This is a genomic window from Erwinia artemisiae, from assembly GCF_051400835.1.
GTDB lineage: Bacteria > Pseudomonadota > Gammaproteobacteria > Enterobacterales > Enterobacteriaceae > Erwinia > Erwinia aeris.
In genome coordinates, this window is the sequence record NZ_JBLFFM010000008.1 from 74,119 (window position 1) to 93,314 (window position 19,196).

General features: G+C 56.3%; 16 protein-coding genes. 4 read left to right on the forward strand and 12 right to left on the reverse strand.

Translation table 11 applies throughout. The annotated features are described in order from the left end of the window. Nucleotides 1-74 precede the first annotated feature (74 nt). The 3 genes from ACMGEE_RS16925 to glpE are packed head-to-tail and all read right to left on the reverse strand — an operon-like array spanning nucleotide 75 to nucleotide 2,043. Entirely contained in the window at nucleotides 75-833 is a 759-nt protein-coding gene (locus tag ACMGEE_RS16925) for a DeoR/GlpR family transcriptional regulator (RefSeq protein WP_253457578.1), read from the reverse strand. 19 nt (nucleotides 834-852) lie between these two features. After that, nucleotides 853-1,665, reverse strand: a complete 813-nt coding sequence (gene glpG, locus ACMGEE_RS16930; RefSeq protein ID WP_436830392.1) for a rhomboid family intramembrane serine protease GlpG — start codon at nucleotides 1,663-1,665, stop codon at nucleotides 853-855. 48 nt (nucleotides 1,666-1,713) lie between these two features. Further along, the gene (gene glpE, locus ACMGEE_RS16935) at nucleotides 1,714-2,043 is read right to left on the reverse strand and encodes a thiosulfate sulfurtransferase GlpE (RefSeq protein ID WP_253457575.1); all 330 of its coding nucleotides are present in this window, start codon (nucleotides 2,041-2,043) and stop codon (nucleotides 1,714-1,716) included. Nucleotides 2,044-2,269: 226 nt separating this feature from the next. Here glpE and glpD point away from each other — a divergent pair, with 226 nt between their 5' ends. Beyond that, on the forward strand, nucleotides 2,270-3,778 hold the full coding sequence (gene glpD, locus ACMGEE_RS16940; protein WP_253457573.1) for a glycerol-3-phosphate dehydrogenase: 1,509 nt from the start codon (nucleotides 2,270-2,272) through the stop codon (nucleotides 3,776-3,778). 55 nt (nucleotides 3,779-3,833) lie between these two features. On the opposite strand, the gene ACMGEE_RS16945 is transcribed toward glpD, so the two are convergent. The 7 genes from ACMGEE_RS16945 to glgB all read right to left on the reverse strand — a co-directional run bounded on the left by ACMGEE_RS16945 (nucleotide 3,834) and on the right by glgB (nucleotide 14,278). After that, on the reverse strand, nucleotides 3,834-4,199 hold the full coding sequence (locus ACMGEE_RS16945; RefSeq protein ID WP_253457570.1) for a hypothetical protein: 366 nt from the start codon (nucleotides 4,197-4,199) through the stop codon (nucleotides 3,834-3,836). Between the two features lie 14 nt (nucleotides 4,200-4,213). Further along, the gene (locus ACMGEE_RS16950) at nucleotides 4,214-4,489 is read right to left on the reverse strand and encodes a hypothetical protein (protein ID WP_253457568.1); all 276 of its coding nucleotides are present in this window, start codon (nucleotides 4,487-4,489) and stop codon (nucleotides 4,214-4,216) included. Nucleotides 4,490-4,831: 342 nt separating this feature from the next. After that, on the reverse strand, nucleotides 4,832-7,279 hold the full coding sequence (gene glgP / locus ACMGEE_RS16955) for a glycogen phosphorylase (protein WP_253457565.1): 2,448 nt from the start codon (nucleotides 7,277-7,279) through the stop codon (nucleotides 4,832-4,834). A gap of 19 nt (nucleotides 7,280-7,298) precedes the next feature. After that, nucleotides 7,299-8,732 carry a glycogen synthase GlgA gene (gene glgA, locus ACMGEE_RS16960; RefSeq protein WP_125289905.1) on the reverse strand — a complete coding sequence of 478 codons (1,434 nt, stop codon included), beginning with the start codon at nucleotides 8,730-8,732 and terminating at the stop codon, nucleotides 7,299-7,301. Nucleotides 8,733-8,807: 75 nt separating this feature from the next. After that, complete coding sequence (glgC, locus tag ACMGEE_RS16965) at nucleotides 8,808-10,097, reverse strand: glucose-1-phosphate adenylyltransferase (RefSeq protein ID WP_253457562.1); 1,290 nt, start codon at nucleotides 10,095-10,097, stop codon at nucleotides 8,808-8,810. 12 nt (nucleotides 10,098-10,109) lie between these two features. Next, the gene (gene glgX, locus ACMGEE_RS16970) at nucleotides 10,110-12,095 is read right to left on the reverse strand and encodes a glycogen debranching protein GlgX (RefSeq protein WP_436830372.1); all 1,986 of its coding nucleotides are present in this window, start codon (nucleotides 12,093-12,095) and stop codon (nucleotides 10,110-10,112) included. Next, a complete protein-coding gene (glgB, locus tag ACMGEE_RS16975) occupies nucleotides 12,092-14,278 on the reverse strand; it encodes a 1,4-alpha-glucan branching enzyme (protein WP_253457556.1) in 2,187 nt (728 codons plus the stop codon). Before glgB ends, glgX begins: the two co-directional genes overlap by 4 nt. Nucleotides 14,279-14,663: 385 nt before the next feature. Between glgB and ACMGEE_RS16980 the strand changes: the two genes are divergently transcribed. Next, nucleotides 14,664-14,840, forward strand: a complete 177-nt coding sequence (locus ACMGEE_RS16980) for a hypothetical protein (protein ID WP_253457553.1) — start codon at nucleotides 14,664-14,666, stop codon at nucleotides 14,838-14,840. Here ACMGEE_RS16980 and asd read toward each other — a convergent pair. Then, on the reverse strand, nucleotides 14,820-15,929 hold the full coding sequence (gene asd / locus ACMGEE_RS16985) for an aspartate-semialdehyde dehydrogenase (protein ID WP_253457550.1): 1,110 nt from the start codon (nucleotides 15,927-15,929) through the stop codon (nucleotides 14,820-14,822). The genes ACMGEE_RS16980 and asd overlap by 21 nt on opposite strands. A gap of 241 nt (nucleotides 15,930-16,170) precedes the next feature. Here asd and ACMGEE_RS16990 point away from each other — a divergent pair, with 241 nt between their 5' ends. Further along, a complete protein-coding gene (locus ACMGEE_RS16990; RefSeq protein ID WP_125289910.1) occupies nucleotides 16,171-16,764 on the forward strand; it encodes a YhgN family NAAT transporter in 594 nt (197 codons plus the stop codon). Between the two features lie 190 nt (nucleotides 16,765-16,954). Further along, on the forward strand, nucleotides 16,955-17,434 hold the full coding sequence (locus ACMGEE_RS16995) for a hypothetical protein (RefSeq protein WP_253457548.1): 480 nt from the start codon (nucleotides 16,955-16,957) through the stop codon (nucleotides 17,432-17,434). Between the two features lie 420 nt (nucleotides 17,435-17,854). Here ACMGEE_RS16995 and gntU read toward each other — a convergent pair whose 3' ends face one another. After that, nucleotides 17,855-19,195: a gluconate transporter gene (gntU, locus tag ACMGEE_RS17000; RefSeq protein ID WP_125289912.1), complete on the reverse strand. Its 1,341-nt coding sequence runs from the start codon at nucleotides 19,193-19,195 to the stop codon at nucleotides 17,855-17,857. Nucleotide 19,196: the final 1 nt, after the last annotated feature.

The window sequence follows — 19,196 nt, forward strand, 5'->3', positions numbered from 1 at the left end:
CTCATGCAGGCTGATGATAAAATTAAAAAAGCCATCGACAGGGCGTCGATGGCTGGTTCGCTATCAGGCAGGGTTTAGCACAGTTCCAGATGAACCTCGTGCTGCTCGATGGTTTTCAACACGCCGGGCGGCGGCACCTCATCCGTAAAGAGATAGTCAATCAGGCTCATATTGCCCAGGTTGACCATCGCGTTACGGCCAAATTTTGAATGGTCGGCCACCAGCATCACGCAGCGCGAGTTTTCGATAATCGCCCGCTTGGTGCGCACCTCGTGATAGTCGAAGTCCAGCAGCGAGCCGTCCATATCAATACCGCTGATACCCAGGATGCCGTAGTCCAGACGAAACTGAGAAATATAATCCAGCGTCGCCTCGCCCATGATGCCGCCGTCACGCGTGCGGACTTCGCCGCCCGCCACAATCAGGCTGAAGTCGGGCTTGCTCATCAGCAGCATTGCCACGTTAAGATTGTTGGTGACAATGCGCAGGTTGTTATGGTTCAGCAGCGCGTGCGCAACGGCTTCCGGCGTGGTGCCGATATCAATAAATAACGAAGCGCCGTCCGGGATCTGGCTGGCCACTCGCTGCGCGATGCGCGCTTTTTCCGCCGACCACATCATTTTACGATCCTGCCAGGCGGTATTTTCCGAACTGGAGGGCAGCGCCGCGCCGCCGTGATGACGCTGGATCTTATTCTGCTCCGCCAGCTCGTTCAGATCGCGACGGATGGTTTGCGGACTGACGGTAAAGTGATCCACCAGCTCCTCGGTACTGACATAGCCCTGACGACGAACCAGATCGATAATGGCGTCGTGTCGTTGCGTCTGCTTCACAAAGCTCTCCTGTTGCCCGTTATTTTTTTCGGGTGTCTACAAAGGCCATTGCCAGGCCTGTCAGCAGCCCGGTAACGTGAGCGGCGTTGGCGATCGACAGGCCGAACCAGCCCATATAGCCAATCACCAGCCAGACGATGGAAAACGCCATCAGGCCGCGCTCAAGGAAGATACCGCTGGCGGGATCCCGCTTTCCGCGCAGCCAGGCGTAGCCCATCAGCGCGTAAACCACGCCGGAAAGGCCGCCAAACAGCACGCCGCTGAACTTCGCCTGCATCCAGCCGCTGAGCAGCGCGGAGATTAGCATAATCACAAACAGCTTACCGCTGCCCAGCCGTTTTTCTATGGCGCCGCCCAGATACCACCACCAGAGCAAATTAAAGAGGATATGCACCAGTGAAAAATGCAGCAGCGCGTGGCTGAACCAGCGCCACAGCTGAAAATGCTGATCGACATCCGGCCAGGAAAGCCAGCTCAGCACGGTGCCGTCGCCGACAATCTGCATCAGGATAAACACGATGATACAGGCCGCCATTACGATCAAAGTCAGCGGCCCGGCGCGTTCACGAAGGTTAGCCATCAGCGAGGAATGACTATAGGTAATGCCGCTGTTGGTGGTGCCAGAGTGCCAGCTTGCCATCTGATAACGCGGATGATTCGGGTCGCGGATAAACTGATTAAGTTCGTTTTCGACCAGCTCCAGCTGGGCATCGTTATCCAGCCACAGCGTGTAGCGGCTGTCCTGCTCAATCCGCAGCGTGACGCCGCGCGTCGCCATATAATCCACAAAAGCCTGCGCCATGCGCTGGCTGGCAAAATCGGTAATGCGCATCATCGCCGGTAAAGTCCCTGTTGCTGAAAAATGGTTTCCTGTCTGCGGTTAGTCCGCGGCGGAATCAACCTGCTGTGGAAAAGCGGCGCGCCAGGCGTCGAAACCGCCATCAATACTGTAGGCCGCTTTGAAGCCCTGCGTCAGCAGATACTGCGCCGCGCCCTTGCTGCTGTTGCCGTGGTAGCACATCACCAGTACCGGCACAGAGAGATCGCTCTGCTGGATAAAGGTGCTGAGCGTGGTGTTAGTCAGGTGGAAAGCGCCGCTGGCGTGTCCGATAGCGTAGCTTTGCGGATCGCGGATATCGACCAGCAGGGCGTTGTCCTGGGTCAGCAAAGCCTGCGCCTGCTGCACGTTGATGCACTCAAATTGTTCCATGATCGATTCTCGAATAATGACAAGCGGCCGCTATTGTATCGCGAACAAAGCCGACAATAACCCAACGAAATGCAGGGCTATACGGCTTTTTCGTGAACAATTCTGTTACCTGCATCACGCATAAATGTTTTTATTCGGTTAAGGCTGGCATCAGTGTCGCTTTGCGATTATTATAATGCTCGAAAACGAACATTTAAGAACTATTCCGAACATCGGAGGAGATGACGTGGAAACCAAAGACTTGATCGTAATCGGCGGCGGTATCAACGGCGCTGGCATTGCAGCAGATGCTGCAGGACGCGGCCTGTCTGTGCTGATGCTGGAAGCGCAAGATTTGGCCTGCGCTACCTCTTCCGCCAGCTCTAAACTGATCCACGGCGGCCTGCGCTACCTGGAACACTACGAATTCCGCCTGGTCAGCGAAGCGCTGGCCGAGCGTGAAGTGCTGCTGAAAATGGCGCCGCATATCGCTTTCCCGATGCGCTTCCGCCTGCCGCACCGCCCGCACCTGCGTCCGGCATGGATGATCCGCGTGGGTCTGTTTATGTACGATCATCTGGGCAAACGCACCAGCCTGCCGGGCAGCAAAGGGTTGCGTTTTGAATCAGACTCGGTGCTGAAGCCGGAAATTACGCGCGGTTTCGAATATTCCGACTGCTGGGTAGACGATGCGCGCCTGGTCGTGCTCAACGCACAGGAAGTGGAAAAGCGCGGCGGCGAAGTCCGTACCCGCACCCGCGTCACTCGCGCCTGGCGTGAGAACGACATGTGGACGGTAGAAGCGGAAGATATCGATACCGGCAAAACCCACACGTGGCAGGCTAAAGGCCTGGTCAACGCGGCTGGCCCCTGGGTGAAGCAGCTGTTTGACGACGGCCTCCAGCTGAAATCACCTTACGGTATTCGCCTGATCAAAGGCAGCCATATCGTGGTGCCGCGCGTGCATACGCAAAAGCAGGCTTATATCCTGCAAAACGAAGACAACCGTATCGTTTTTGTGATCCCGTGGATGGATGAGTTTTCCATTATCGGTACCACCGACGTGGAGTACAAAGGCGATCCGAAAAACGTGCATATCGACGAGAAAGAGACCGAGTATCTGCTGAAAGTGTTTAACAACCACTTTAAGAAGACGCTGAGCAAGGAAGATATCGTCTGGTCTTATTCCGGCGTGCGCCCGCTGTGCGATGACGAATCCGATTCGCCGCAGGCCATCACCCGCGACTACACGCTGGACGTGCGTGACGATAACGGTAAGGCGCCGCTGCTGTCGGTCTTCGGCGGCAAGCTGACCACCTACCGCAAGCTGGCTGAGCATGCGATGGAAAAGCTGTCTAAGTATTATCCGAAAGCCGGCCCGGCCTGGACGCGCAGCTGCGTGCTGCCCGGCGGCGATATCGCCGGCACGCGTGAGGATTACGCCGCCAGCCTGCGTCGCCGCTATCCGTTTATTACCGAAGCGATGGCTCGCCACTATGCCCGTACCTACGGCAGCAACACCGAGCTGTTCCTGAAACCGGCGAAAAGCCTGGACGATCTGGGCGAACGCTTTGGCCACCACTTCTACGAAGCGGAGCTGCGTTATCTGGTCGAGAAGGAATGGGTGCGCGAGCAGGACGATGCGCTGTGGCGCCGTACCAAAATGGGCATGTTCCTGAACGAGCAGGAGCGCGCACGCGTCGGTGAATGGCTGGCCCAGCACGGTAAAAAACCGGTTTTATCGCTGGCCTCATAAGGGCTGACGGCTAAAGCGGTAACACAGAGGGCGGAATTGATTTCCGCCCTTTTTGTCAGAGCGGCTGGTTTATTAACAATCGATAAAGCGCATCAGTGTGATTCTGGCGTGGACTGGCATAATAAAGGACGGCGATATCATCAGTATCGTGATCAAAAAAACACAGATAATCCCGTTTTGCATCGTAGTAGCGTTTAACTTTTATACCGCGATTAGCCATATCGGTATCGTAAGCCCATTCCAGCCTCTCATTGCTAATCTGTTCAAGGCTATTTAGCATCAAATTTTCAACAAATGCCTGGGCCGCTTCTTCGCTTTCAGCATAGGGCATACCCGCGCGTATTGACGCTTCGCGCTTATAAAATTTAATTTCCTGTAGCGACCTAACCGCAGTTTCGGCTAAGTAAACCTCCTTGTTCATAACAGCCTCGCGAATTATCCTTTTATTTCACGCAATTTTTTTAACGCCTCTTCCGGCGTCATCTTGCGTCCCTGAGTAATGTCATTTTTTCCGCGCATTAAAATTTTGCCTAAAGCATTAAGCTCACGCTCTTTAGCGATGGCGGCAAGCTCTGCTTCACGTTCGTCGGCGGGCTGAACGAAGAGTCCGGTCGCGCCATTTTGGGTAATATAGACACCACCTTTAAATTGCTGCGGATCGCCTAATTTCTCCCGTGCCACCTTTTCAGAAAGAGTAATTTTACTCGGCATGTTCGACATCCTTTGCTGATGGTAAAGTGAGCAAATTATATCGCAGCGGGCCGTGAAATGTACAAATTTAAACTCAGGTTGAAGGCTCAGAACGGACCTTTAGCGCTACAGGCGGATCGCCGTGGTCACCCCTCCTTCACCAGCAAGTTACGGATAATGCAATGGCAGCCAGCTCCTGAAATGAAGGTGCTCGTGGCGTTCTGTTTGAGGTATTTATTTGCCTGATACAAAAAATAAAATAGTGCCAAAGCGGGGAGAAACTTCTTCAGGCTGACTCTCGCTGCGCTGTATAAAAATACAGCACAGCGAGTCTTCAGGTAAAGCGTTTAGTCACGGCAGAGCTTAGAGGCGGATCGGCTTGATGCCCCAAATCTCATCGGCGTATTCCTGAATGGTGCGATCCGACGAGAAGTAGCCCATATTGGCGATATTCAGCAGCGTTTTGCGCGTCCATTCCTCCGGATGGCGGTACAGCTCGTCCACCTTGTCCTGCGTATCCACGTAGCTGCGATAGTCCGCCAGCAGCTGATAGTGGTCGCCCAGATTCACCAGCGAATCATAAATATTACGATAGCGGCCAGGCTCCTGTGGGCTGAAGGTGCCGGTAGCGATCTGCGTCAGCGCCTGATGCAGCTCGGCGTCCTGTTCGTAGTATTTACGCGCGTTATAGCCCTGGGCGCGCAGCTCCTCGACCTGCGGCGTGGTGTTGCCGAAGATAAAGATATTCTCTTCGCCGACGTGCTCCAGCATCTCGACGTTGGCGCCGTCCAGCGTCCCGATGGTCAGCGCGCCGTTCAGGGCAAATTTCATATTGCTGGTGCCGGACGCTTCCGTGCCCGCCAGAGAAATCTGCTCGGAAAGGTCGGCCGCCGGGATAATGACCTGGGCCAGGCTGACGCTGTAGTTGGGGATAAACACGACCTTCAGCTTATTTTTCACCTGCGGATCGTTGTTGATCACCTGCGCGACATCGTTGATCAAATGAATAATATGTTTTGCCATGTAGTAGGCCGACGCGGCCTTACCGGCAAAAATATTCACGCGCGGTACCCAGTCGGCATCCGGATCGGCCTTGATCCGGTTATAGCGGGTGATCACATGCAGCACGTTCAGTAGCTGACGTTTGTACTCATGGATACGCTTGATCTGCACGTCGAACAATGCGTGAGGATCGATAACGATATCCATTTTCTGGGCGATATGCGCCGCCAGCCGCTTTTTGTTGGTCAGCTTGGAATCGCTGATCCTTTTCAAAAAGCCAGGATAGTCGATATGCTGCTTCAGCTCGTCAAGCTGGCTTAAGTCGGTACGCCAGTTGCGGCCAATGGTGTCGTCCAATACTTCTGAAAGCGAAGGATTGGCCAGCGCCACCCAGCGACGCGGCGTCACGCCGTTGGTTTTATTGCAGAAGCGGCCAGGAAACAGCGCGGCAAAGTCGGCGAACAGCGACTGTACCATCAGGTTAGAGTGCAGTTCGGACACGCCGTTGACCTTGTGGCTGACCACGACCGCCAGCCAGGCCATGCGTACCTGACGACCGTTGTTTTCATCAATGATCGAGATGCGCGACTGCAGATCCCAGTCATCCGGATAGTAGTCCTGAATGGTTTTCAGGAAGTAGTCGTTGATATCAAAAATAATTTGCAGATGGCGCGGCAGGATCCTGCCGATCATATCTACCGGCCAGGTTTCCAGCGCTTCCTGCATCAGCGTATGGTTGGTGTAGGAGAAGACCTGACAGGTCACTTCAAACGCGTCGTCCCAGCTGAACTTATGCTCGTCGATCAGCAAGCGCATCAGCTCCGGGATAGCCAGCACCGGATGGGTATCATTCAGGTGGATGGCAATCTTATCCGCCAGGTTATCGAACGTTTGATGCATCACCCAGTGCCGGTTAAGAATATCCTGCACCGTGGCCGACACCAGAAAATATTCCTGGCGTAAACGCAGCTCGCGCCCGGAGTAGGTCGAATCATCCGGGTAAAGCACGCGCGAGACGTTTTCCGAGTGGTTTTTATCTTCCACCGCCGCAAAGTAGTCGCCCTGATTAAATTTCCCCAGGTTGATTTCGTTACTCGCCTGCGCGCCCCACAGGCGCAGCGTGTTGGTGGCGTCGGTATCAAAGCCCGGAATGATCTGGTCATAGGCCATCGCCAGCACTTCTTCCGTTTCCAGCCAGCGGGAACGGCTGCCCTCTACCTGAATACGTCCGCCGAAGCGGACTTTGTAGCGGGTATTAAAGCGCTGGAACTCCCACGGGTTGCCGTACTCCAGCCAGTAATCCGGCGATTCCGCCTGGCGACCGTCAACGATATTCTGTTTAAACATGCCGTAATCGTAGCGGATGCCGTAGCCGCGTCCGGGCAGGCCCAGCGTGGCGAGCGAGTCCAAGAAGCAGGCGGCCAGGCGGCCCAGACCGCCATTGCCCAGCCCCGGATCGCTCTCTTCGCCGATCAGATCTTCCAGATCGAAACCCATTTCTTCCAGCGCGGCGCGCGCGTCTTCGTAAATACCCATTGCCAGCAGCGCATTGGAAAGCGTGCGGCCTACCAGGAATTCCATCGACAGATAATAGACCTGACGCACATCCTGCGACAGCTGCGCCCGGTTAAAACGCAGCCAGCGTTCCACCATCCGATCCCGCACCGCCAGCAGCGTGGCGTTCAGCCATTCATGTTTGTTGGCAACGGAAGGATCCTTGCCGATAGTGAACATCAATTTATAGGCGATGGAGTGCTTCAGTGCCTCGACGCTGAGCGTTGGGGCGGTATAGATGAAAGGTGCGTTCATATCAATTTTCCTGGGTTCTTTACAGCAGACGTTGATAGAGATCGCGGTAGGCCACGGCGGCCACCTGCCAGCTAAAATCCATTGCCATTGCCTGACGCTGTACGTAACGCCACAGTGAAGGGCGCGACCAGAGCACAAAGGCGCGGCGAATGGCACGGAGCAACGACCAGGCATTGCTGTCTTCAAAGACGAAACCGCTGGCAATGCCGTCGGCCAGGTTCTCCAGCGAGCTGTCGTTGACCGTATCGGCCAGGCCGCCGGTACGCCGCACCAGCGGCAGCGTGCCGTACTTCAGGCCGTAAAGCTGCGTCAGCCCGCAAGGCTCAAAGCGACTCGGCACCATAATCACGTCGGCGCCGCCCATGATGCGGTGCGAAAAGGCTTCGTGGTAGCCAATCTGCACACCGACCTGACCCGGATATTCCGCGGCCGCCGCCAGGAAGCCCTGTTGCAGCACCGCGTCGCCCGCGCCCAGCAGCACCAGCTGGCCGCCCTGCTCCAGCAGCCCAGGCAGCGCCTCCAGCACCAGATCCAGCCCTTTCTGCTTCGTCAGGCGGCTGACCACGGCAAACACCGGGGCTTTTTCGTCAATTTTCAGCCCCATCGCAATTTGCAGCTGGCGCTTGTTCTCCTGCTTGGCGTCTAACACGTCGCGGTTATAACGCGTAGTCAGCAGCAGATCCTGCTCCGGATCCCAGATCAGCGGATCCACGCCGTTCAGGATGCCGGTCAGCCGCCCTTCCATCTGCCGCTGCTTCAGCAGATCTTCCATACCGTAACCAAATTCCGGCTGGGTGATCTCGCGCGCATAGGTCGGGCTGACCGCCGTAATATGATCGGCATAGAACAGACCAGCTTTGAGGTAGGAGATCTGTCCATAAAATTCCAGGCCGTGCATATTGAAGAAAGACCACGGCAGCTGGATTTCGTCCAGATGATGCGCGTAAAACAGCCCCTGATACGCCAGGTTGTGTACGGTGAACACGGATTTTGCCGGACGGCCTCTGGCGGCCAGATAGGCGCAGGTCAGACCGGCGTGCCAGTCGTGCGCGTGAACCACTTCCGGTCGCCAGAAGGTGTCCAGTCCGCAGGCAATTTCGCAGCCCATCCAGCCCAGCAGCGCAAAACGGAGATAGTTATCCGTATAGGCAAACTGCGATTCATCGTGATACGGACTGCCGGGGCGATCGTACAGTCCCGGCGCGTCGATCAGATAGATGCCTACGCCGTCGTACTGTCCATAAAGCAGCTCGACATAGCCGGCAAAAGTATGCAGTCGGGCGACCACTTCGGTATCCGGTATCCCTTTTTTCAAGTCCGGAAACGCCGGGATCAATACGCGAGTATCAATCCCTTGTGCAATTTGCGCCGCCGGTAATGCTCCCACAACATCAGCAAGCCCGCCCGTTTTCAGCAGCGGGAAAATTTCTGAACAGACATGTAAAACCTGCATTATCGGCTCCTTTACCTTGTTCTGACGCGTTCCTCCGCATCAAATACCTGTGCTTTATTTTTGTACTTTATGCGGTTAACTGCGCCAGCCCAGCTTCGCCAGCATGGAACGCGTCACCAGCACAATGCCTTCTTCCGAGCGGTAAAAACGGCGCGCGTCATCATCCGGATTCTCACCGATTACCGTTCCTTCGGGCAGCACGCACGCACGATCTATAACGCAGCGGCGCAGGCGACAGGAGCGCCCCACTACCACATCCGGCGACAGCACAGAGGATTCGATATTACAGAAAGAATTGATTCTTACGCGTGAAAACAAAACGGAATTCACTACCACCGAGCCGGAAATAATGCAGCCGCCCGATACCAGTGAATTCATCGTCATTCCATGACTGCCTGACCTGTCCTGCACGAATTTCGCCGGCGGCAGCGGCTCCATATGGGTACGGATAGGCCATTCACGGTCGTACATATCCAGCTCCGGCGTCACCGACGCCAGATCGAGATTGGCTTTCCAGTAAGCTTCCAGCGTGCCGACATCGCGCCAGTAAGGCGGCGCGTCTTTATCGCTTTGCACGCAGGAAAGGCTGAAGGAGTGCGCCAGCGCTTCGCCGGTCGCTACGATCTTCGGCAGAATATCTTTGCCGAAGTCATGGTTCGATTCGGGAATTTTCAGATCGTCTTCCAGCAGCTGATAAAGATAGTCGGCGTTAAAGGTATAGATGCCCATGCTCGCCAGCGCCAGGGTATCGTTACCCGGCATCGACGGCGGATCGGCCGGTTTCTCCAGGAAATCGACGACTTTGTTCTGATCGTTGACCGCCATCACGCCGAAGGCGCTGGCCTCTTCAATCGGCACCGGCAGGCAGGCAATGGTGCATTTCGCGCCGTTCTCCACGTGGTCCAGCAGCATGCGCGAGTAGTCCATTTTGTAGATATGGTCGCCGGCCAGGATCACGATATATTTCGCTTCATAGCGCCGAATAATATCCAGATTCTGCGTCACGGCATCCGCCGTGCCCCGATACCAGTGCTCGGTAGTCTGGCGCTGCTGGGCAGGGAGCAGGTCGACGAACTCGTTCATCTCCTCGTTAAAAAGCGACCAGCCTCGCTGGATATGCTGCACCAGCGTGTGCGACTGGTACTGGGTGATCACCGCAATCCGTCGGATCCCGGAGTTCAGGCAGTTTGACAGGGCAAAATCGATAATGCGGAACTTGCCGCCGAAATGGACGGCAGGCTTGGCGCGGTTGGCGGTAAGGTCTTTCAGGCGCGTGCCGCGTCCGCCCGCCAGGATCAGGGCTACAGTTTGCGACGGCAATTGTCTTGCCAACATCAGAGGGTCGTTCTTATCTAAAGTGGCCATGCCTGACTCCTGTTATGGTTGTTCCTGGAACACGCACACACCGTGCGCAGCTCCATGCCAGACAGTTAACAGAATGGGGTTGTTTTCCCCGGCGAAGGGCGGAATGGCGTGCCAGCGCCCTGGTGGCAGCGTGATGTCGCACACTTCTTCGGTGGCGTTCATCACGATCAGCCAATGCTGCGACAGCCGGATCTGCATCCTGCGTTCGCCGTGGTGCCAGGCGTCGGCAGACAGCGGCTGACCGTCCGGCCCAAGCCATTCCACGTTGCCGTCGTCAATCTGCCACCAGCGATCGGCCTGAAGCGCAGGAATGCGTTTGCGCAGGTGGATCAGGGCAGCAGTAAAAGTAAACAGTCCGCTGTTGTTGTTTTCCCAGTCGAGCCAGGTCAGCTCGTTATCCTGACAGTAGGCGTTGTTGTTGCCGTGCTGAGTGTGGCCGTGTTCGTCGCCGGCCAGCAGCATCGGCGTGCCCTGCGAGAGCAGCAGCGTGGTCAATAAGCCGTGTACGCTGCGCAAACGGTGCTCGGCTACCAGCAGCGGCGCGTTCAGCCCTTCAACGCCGTGGTTATAGCTGTAGTTGCCGTTGTGGCCGTCGCGGTTATCTTCGCCGTTGGCCTCGTTGTGTTTTTCGTTAAAGCAGACCAGGTCGGTCAGGGTAAAGCCGTCGTGCGCGGTGATCAGGTTGATGCTGGCCGAAGGCAGCCGCCCTTGCTGGTTAAAGATATCGCTGGAGCCGGCGAAACGTTTGGCGAACTCAGCATTGCTGCTGTCGCCGTTCAGCCAGAAGCGCCGCATCGTGTCGCGGTACTGGTCATTCCATTCGGCAAACGGCGGCGGAAAGTTGCCGACCTGATAGCCGTCCGGGCCGATATCCCAGGGTTCCGCAATCAGCTTGCATTGAGAGAGCAGCGGATCTTCCTGCATCGCTTCAAAAATAGAGGCGTGCGGATGGTATTCCGGCGTGCGGCCCAGCACCGTCGCCAGGTCAAAGCGGAAGCCGTCGACGTGGCAAACCTCAACCCAGTACCGCAGGCACTCCAGCGTCCAGTCCAGCACGTTAGGATGGCTGATGTTGAGCGTGTTGCCGCAGCCGGTCCAGTTTTCATACTTGCCCTGCTCGTCCAGCCAGTAGAAGCTTTTATTATCCACGCCGCGCTTCGACAGCATCGGCCCGGTTTCATCCAGCTCGGCCGTATGGTTAAAAACCACGTCCAGCACCACTTCAATGCCTGCCGCATGCAGCGCTTTCACTGCCTGCTGGAACTCATCACGCGGATGCACGCCGTTCACGCCGGAAGCGTAGCGGGAATCCAGCGCATAAGGCGCCAGCGGGTTGTAGCCCCAATAGTTGGTCAACCCAAGCCGCAGCAGACGCGGCTCGTGCGCGAAGAAGGCGACCGGCAGCAGCTCCAGCGTGGTAATGCCCAGCCGCTTGAAGTAGTCGATCATCACCGGATGGCCCAGCGCGGCATAGGTGCCCTGGATCTCTTTCGGAATACCGGGATGGCGTTTGGTCAGGCCGCGTACGTGAGCCTCGTAAATAACGGTGGAGCCCCACGGCACGCGCGGCGATTTGTCGTCTTCCCAGTCGAAATCATCGGCCACGACCACGCTGCGCGGTGCAACTGCCGCGCTGTCTCTGGTATCCAAAACCTGTGGGCCGCACTGAAAACGAGGATCGTCAGTAACTTCACCGATCACTTCGCGCGCGCAGGGGTCAATCAGCAGCTTGTGTGGGTTGAAGCGGTGCCCGGCTTCAGGCTGCCACGGCCCGTGAACGCGGTAGCCGTAAAGCTGGCCCGGTTTGGCGGCGGGCAGATAGCCGTGCCAGATATCGCCGGTGCGGGCGGGCAGATCCATCCGCGTTTCAATGCCTCGCTCGTCAAACAGGCAAAGCTCTACCCGCTCGGCGTGTTGCGAAAACAGCGTAAAATTTACGCCCTTGCCGTCATAGGTCGCGCCTGTCGGCGTGGATTTACCGGGCTGCAATTGGCTCATGAGGCCTCCCTGACCAGCCACACCGTAGCAAGCGGCGGCAAGGTCATACTGATTGAGTGTTCACGGTTATGGCTTGGAATAGCCTCGCTGCTAATCGATCCCAGATTACCGACATTGCTGCCGTGATAATGCGCGGAATCGGTATTCAACACTTCCTGCCAGCTGCCCGCTTGCGTAACGCCGAAACGGTAGTCGTAGCGCGTAACAGGCGTAAAGTTGCTGACCACAATCAGTTCGTTGCCTTCACGATCGCGGCGCACAAAAACAAACACCGAGTTATCAAAATCATCCACGACCAGCCACTCAAAGCCCATCTGGTCAAAATCAAGCTGATACAGCGGCGGATGCTCGCGGTAGGTATGGTTCAGGTCGCGCACCAGGCGCTGTACGCCGTTGTGCCAGTTGTCCTCGCCCTCCAGCAGATGCCAGTCCAGGCTGATATCGTGATTCCACTCTTTGCCCTGCGCGAACTCATTGCCCATAAACAGCAGCTTTTTGCCGGGGAAGCCGTACATCCAGCCGTAGTAGGCGCGCAGATTGGCGAACTTCTGCCAGACGTCGCCGGGCATCCTATCCAGGATAGAACGCTTGCCGTGCACCACTTCATCGTGCGACAGCGGCAGCACGAAGTTTTCGGTGGAGTTGTAAAGCATTCCGAAGGTCAGATTGTTGTGGTGATGCTTGCGGTAGAGCGGATCTACCTGCATGTAGTCCAGGGTGTCGTGCATCCAGCCCAGGTTCCACTTGTACCAGAAGCCCAGGCCGCCCGTTTCGGACGGACGCGTGACGCCCGGAAAATCGGTGGACTCTTCCGCCACGGTCACGGTGCCGGGCGCGGCGTTGCCCAGCGTGCGGTTGGTGTAGCGCAGGAAAGCGATAGCTTCCAGGTTTTCCCGGCCGCCAAAATGGTTAGGGATCCATTCGCCTTCCGCCCGGCTGTAGTCGCGATAGATCATGGAGGCAACGGCATCCACGCGCAGGCCGTCGATGCCAAAACGTTCGATCCAGTAGAGCGCGTTGCCGGTCAGATAGTTGCTGACTTCACGACGGCCAAAGTTATAAATCAGCGTGTTCCAGTCCTGATGAAAGCCTTCGCGCGGGTCGCCGTGCTCATACAGCTCGGTGCCGTCAAATTTGGCGAGGCCGAAATCATCGGAAGGAAAATGTCCCGGCACCCAGTCCAGCAGCACGTTCAGGCCGGCTTGATGGGCAACGGCAATAAAGTTACGGAACTCGTCGCGCGTGCCGAAACGGCGCGTTGGCGCATACATGCCGGTAGGCTGATAGCCCCAGCTGCCGTCAAACGGATGCTCGTTGATCGGCATCAGTTCAAGATGGGTAAAGCCCATCTCTTTGGCATAAGGCACCAGCTGCTCGGCCAGCTCTTTGTAGCTCAGCCAGTAGTTGTTATCCGTATGGCGACGCCACGATCCGAGATGCACCTCATAAATAGAGATGGGCGCGTCAAAATCGTTGGCCCGCTGGCGCGCTTCCGACATGGTGGTTTTAGGCGGAATGCCGCAAATCATCGAGGCGCTGTCCGGCCGCATCTGCGCTTCAAAAGCATACGGGTCGGATTTCAGCCGCAGCTGCCCGTTTTTATCGATGATTTCATATTTATAAAGCTGCCCCTGCACGGCGCCGGGCACAAACAGCTCCCAGACGCCACTCTCCTGACGCAGCCGCATAGGATGGCGACGGCCATCCCAGAAGTTAAAATCGCCGACCACGGAGACACGACGGGCATTAGGTGCCCATACGGAAAAGCGGGTGCCGATAACGCCGTCAATCACGTCCGAGTGCGCGCCCATGCTCTCATAGGGACGTAAGTGGGTGCCTTCCGCCAGTAGCCAGCTGTCCAGCTCTTTCAGCAGCGGCCCAAAGCGATAGGCATCATCCACCAGGTTTTGCTGACCGTGCCAGGTGACGGCCAGCTGGTAGCGGAACATATTTTTGCGGCGTGGGATCACGCCTTCGAAAAATCCCCGTGAATCAATACATTCCAGCTGAGCACATTTCCGGCCGGTATTGGTTTCGATTACCCAAACTTCGGTGGCGTCCGGCAACAGGGCGCGCACCGTCAATCCCTTTGGGGTTTGATGCATACCGAGTAGCGAAAAGGGGTCAGCATAATGACCGGAAATTAACGCATTAATTAACCGGCGATCCGTAAGCTCTGACATGACTGTACCTGTAATGTATGGCAGGCGATCCTTTTTCAGAAAAAAACGAATGCGCTGCTCTTCATTGAGCCAAAAGCACGCTGGCGGGTACGGCCTGACATCCTGTGCAAAAAACCGCCGCAGCGTGCGACAACTTCTGTTGAATACTCAAAACGTGATCGGACGTGGCAGACAGCGCCAAACATCCCGTAATCGGGCGATACAGCTAAGCATAGCCAGGGCGCCAGTAAAGCCAGGGTCGAATGAAGAAAAAATATTGCTTTCAGATCAAACTTTCACAGATTAGTAAGCGGCATGGAAAAGCAGGGAAGCCGGAGCGATAAAATTCCCCTCAGGGAACAAATGCAGTTAAGGCGCACGGTTAACCGCTTTCACCGATCGCGACATGTTGACCGTTGATGAATGTTTAAACAGCGCAACTGTTATCGTTAATGTTGGGAAAGATATGGAAATTAAAAATGGAAAAGTAACCTTCGCGGCACGACAGGCACGACCGCGCGCAGGTGAAAGCGCCCTGCCGTTCTGGCAGGGCGAGGCGGTCTTAATCCACCAGCAGTCGTAGCATCCGGCGCAGCGGCTCGGCGGCCCCCCACAGCAGCTGGTCGCCAACGGTAAAGGCAGAAAGATACTCCGGCCCCATATTCAGCTTGCGCAGACGGCCCACAGGCGTTTTCAGCGTGCCGGTCACCGCCGCTGGCGTCAGCTCGCGCAGGGTCAGCTCACGGTCATTTGGCACCACGGTAGCCCATTCGTTATGGGCAGCCAGCAGCTGTTCGATTTCCGCCAGCGGCACATCCTTTTTCAGCTTCAGCGTAAACGCCTGGCTGTGGCAGCGCAGCGCGCCAACGCGCACGCACAGGCCGTCGACCGGAATAGTGCGCGCCGGCTGCAGGATCTTGTTGGTTTCCGCCTGGCCTTTCCACTCTTCGCGGCTCTGGCCGTTTTCCAGCTGTTTGTCGATCCACGGGATCAGGCTACCCGCCAGCGGTACGCCGAAGTTATCGGTTGGCAGCACGCCGCTGCGGCTCATCTCGGTGACTTTGCGTTCGATATCCAGGATAGCGGAGGCCGGATTTTGCAGCTCTTTCGCCACGCCGTCGTGCAGCATTCCCATCTGTGCCAGCAGCTCACGCATATGCCGCGCGCCGCCGCCGGAAGCCGCCTGGTAGGTCGCCACTGACGCCCACTCCACCAGATCCTGGGCGAACAGGCCGCCCAGCGACATCAGCATCAGACTGACGGTGCAGTTGCCGCCCGCAAAAGTTTTAATGCCTTTGTCCAGACCCTGACGAATAACGTGGTGGTTGACCGGATCCAGGATAATCAGCGCGTCGTCCTGCATACGCAGCGTGGAGGCCGCATCAATCCAGTACCCCTGCCAGCCTGCCGCACGCAGCTTTGGATAAATCTCGGTGGTGTAGTCGCCGCCCTGGCAGGTGATAATGATATCCAGCGCCTTCAGCGCGTCCAGGTCATACGCATTTTGCAGCAGGCCCGGAGACTGACCGCCAAACTGCGGCGCGGCCTGACCATGCTGAGACGTGGAGAAAAATACCGGGCGAATGACGTCAAAGTCGCGCTCTTCCGTCATCCGCTGCATCAGCACGGAACCGACCATGCCGCGCCAACCAATTAAGCCTACTGATTTCATATTGCACCTGTTTCAAGCTGGTTTGCCCGTCTGCGAGTAGCCTTGAGCCGCCCGCTGGCGAAAGGCAAACTGTCTGCGACAAAAACGCCTGACCTGTTAGAGTAAGTGATAAGAAAGAAATATGGCTATCACCTTACAAAATGCAGCAAAAGTGGCAAGTGAATTAATTCGATTAGCGCGGCTTTTTTAGCAGAGCTGCTTATAACGGAAGACCAGCCCCGGTGGAAAGAAGGAGAAACCCATGACAGAGATGATTTCGGTGACCATATTATTGCTGCTTATTATGGATCCGCTGGGCAATTTGCCGATTTTTATGTCGGTTTTAAAGCATCTGGAGCCGAAACGTCGTCGGACGGTGCTGATTAGGGAAATGCTGATCGCGCTGGCGATTATGCTGCTGTTCCTGTTTGCCGGTGAAAAAATTCTCGCGTTTCTGAACCTGCGAACGGAGACCGTCTCGATTTCCGGCGGCATTATCCTGTTTCTGATCGCTATCAAGATGATTTTCCCCTCGCACGAAAGCAACAGCAGTGGCTTGCCCGCAGGCGAAGAACCTTTTCTGGTGCCGTTGGCCATTCCGCTGGTGGCTGGCCCTTCGCTGCTGGCGACGCTAATGCTGCTGTCGCATCAGTATCCCAACAACATCGGCTACCTGGCGGGCTCGCTGCTGATCGCCTGGGGCGCTACGGTGGCGATCCTACTCTTTTCGGGGCTGTTTTTACGGCTGCTGGGCGAAAAAGGCGTTAACGCGCTGGAGCGTCTGATGGGCCTGATCCTGATTATGCTGGCCACCCAGATGTTCCTGGACGGGATCCGCGCTTATCTGAAGCTCTGATCGGAACACAACCACTGTATGAAATGTTTTGCCGCTTCTGTCGTGCGGCATTGCGCCTTTTCCTCCTGAACAGGGCATCAGTTATTCGGTAGTACAGTAACAAACGCTGTCTGTACTCTCTGAAGGTCTGTATAATTTTCAGGCGAATTTATTAACTGACAGCGGATAAGATAAGTCCAAAGGATTGGCAATGATGAAAATTACGGTACAGCCTTTTAAGCTGCCGATGCGTACCCGAAACGTCTGCTATATCGCTACGGTTGAAAAAAGAGCGGATAAGACAGAGGAATACATTATTGATATAGAACGCCTGCCCAGTCAGTTTCATGAAATTTTCGCAGGTGACTATTCTCCTCACACCCTTCAAAACGATTTTTATCTCTTCAATTTTTACACGTTAGAAGCAGTCATGACCGATTCCCCTCTATTTTCGCCGGGTAAAGAAATGAATTTTTCCTGGCTCGAGCTGAAAGAATTTATGTTAAAAGCAGTGGGCGGAGCAATCACGGATTTTGTTGCTAAATACGCGCCGCAGGCCGTGGTAGCTATTCCCGTCCGGCCCGGGCTTGGCAAGCTATATGACGAAGTACTGAGTGAAAATGAACAAAATTCAGGCTATCATTACGTCTCAAAATACAGGGAATGGGGGATCTATGTCATTGAAACCTGATTGTGAAACCGGGCGTTCAGCACACGGGTTAACTCGTGAAGAGGTAATGCGTATGGCTCGACAGCATAAAACCCAGCGAGCAATCGAACTTTCATCTGCCATTCGTGAAGCTGGCGGGATCGGAAATCTGGGTGCACCGTTGCCGGATGCGATGTTACGCCGGTCGGTTCAGAAGTAATTCAGAAGCCGTTGCCTGCATAACAATCAATCGCGACTGTCAAAGAGTGGCTGCTGACGGCAAGATTTTACTGTTTGGGATCGGTCTGGTCGTGGCGTCCGCAGAGCCAACGACGCCGGCTATTCTCGTGGGATGGTTGCCTTATTAGTTATTGCGCCCTACCTGCTGTTCCCCTTTCTGATTTTTCCTCCTTCAGCAAAAGAAAAAGGCGAGCGGCGCTAAGCCGCCCGCCGATCAATACATTAAGAAAGCAGCGCAAAGGCGATCATACCCACGATAGCGCCGGTAGTGCCGAGGATGGTTTCCATCATCGTCCAGGTCTTCAGCGTCTGCCCTTCGGTTGCGCCGGTAAAACGGCCGAACAGCCAGAAGCCCGCGTCGTTAACGTGGCTGAAAATGATCGAACCGCCCGCGATACAGATGGATAATGCCGCCATCTGCGCGCCGGAATAATGCAGCGGTTCAATTACCGGCATAATCAGTCCTACCGCCGTCAGACAGGCGACCGTTGCGGAGCCCTGAATGATGCGCACCGCGCCCGCCAGGATAAAGCAGGCCAGCGCCACCGGTAGGCCCGCGCCGGTCAGTGCATGCCCCAACGCCGGGCCAACGCCCGAATCCACCAGCACCTGCTTAAAGACGCCGCCCGCGCCAATTACCAGCAGAATGATACCCGCCGGCTGCAACGCGCTGCCGCAAATCTGCATCACCCGCTCTTTATCCATGCCCTGACGATACGCCAGGCCATAGATCGCCAGCAAACAGGCGAGCAGAATGGCGATAAACGGATGGCCAATAAACTCCAGCCACTCATAGAGCGAAGTGCCTTCGGTCGCAAAGCGCGCGCCGATGGTTTTCAGCCCAACCAGCACCAGCGGAAACAGGATCAGTGACAGGCTGAAGCCGAACGAGGGCAGCTTGCTCTCATCAAACTCAGGATGGTTGTCCTCTGTCGGCAGAGTAAATTCCACGTGTCGGCTGATAAAGTTGCCGAACAGCGGGCCGGCGATCAGCATGCTGGGGATCGCCGCGCAGACGCCGAGCAGGATCATCCAGCCGAAATCGACGTGCATCTGCGAAGCCAGCAGCATCGGCGCCGGGCCGGGCAGCAAAAACGCCGCCGCCGCCGCCACGCCAGCAAACAGCGGGATAACCAGCTTGACCAGGTTGTCGCCGGTGCGGCGCGCCACGGCGAAGGCGATGCTGATCAGCAGCACCACCGCCACCTCAAAGAACAGCGGCAGCGCGCAGATCAGCCCGGCGATGCCCATCGCGTAATGCGCGCGGCTTTCACCAAACGTTTTCAGCATCTTGATCGCTATTTGATCGACCGCGCCGGTTTCGTGCAGAATTTTACCGAACATCGCACCCAGCGCGACGACCACGGCCAGGAAGCCCAGCGTGCCGCCCATGCCTTTTTGCATGGTGGCGGCAATGTCATCCAGCGGCATTCCGGAGAAGATCCCGGCGCCGACAGAGACCAGCATCAGCGCCAGAAAGGCGTGCATCCGCGCTTTCATCACGAGGAACAGCAGCAGCAGGACAGAGCCTGCCGCGGTTAATACCAGTGTTGCAGTTGCCATG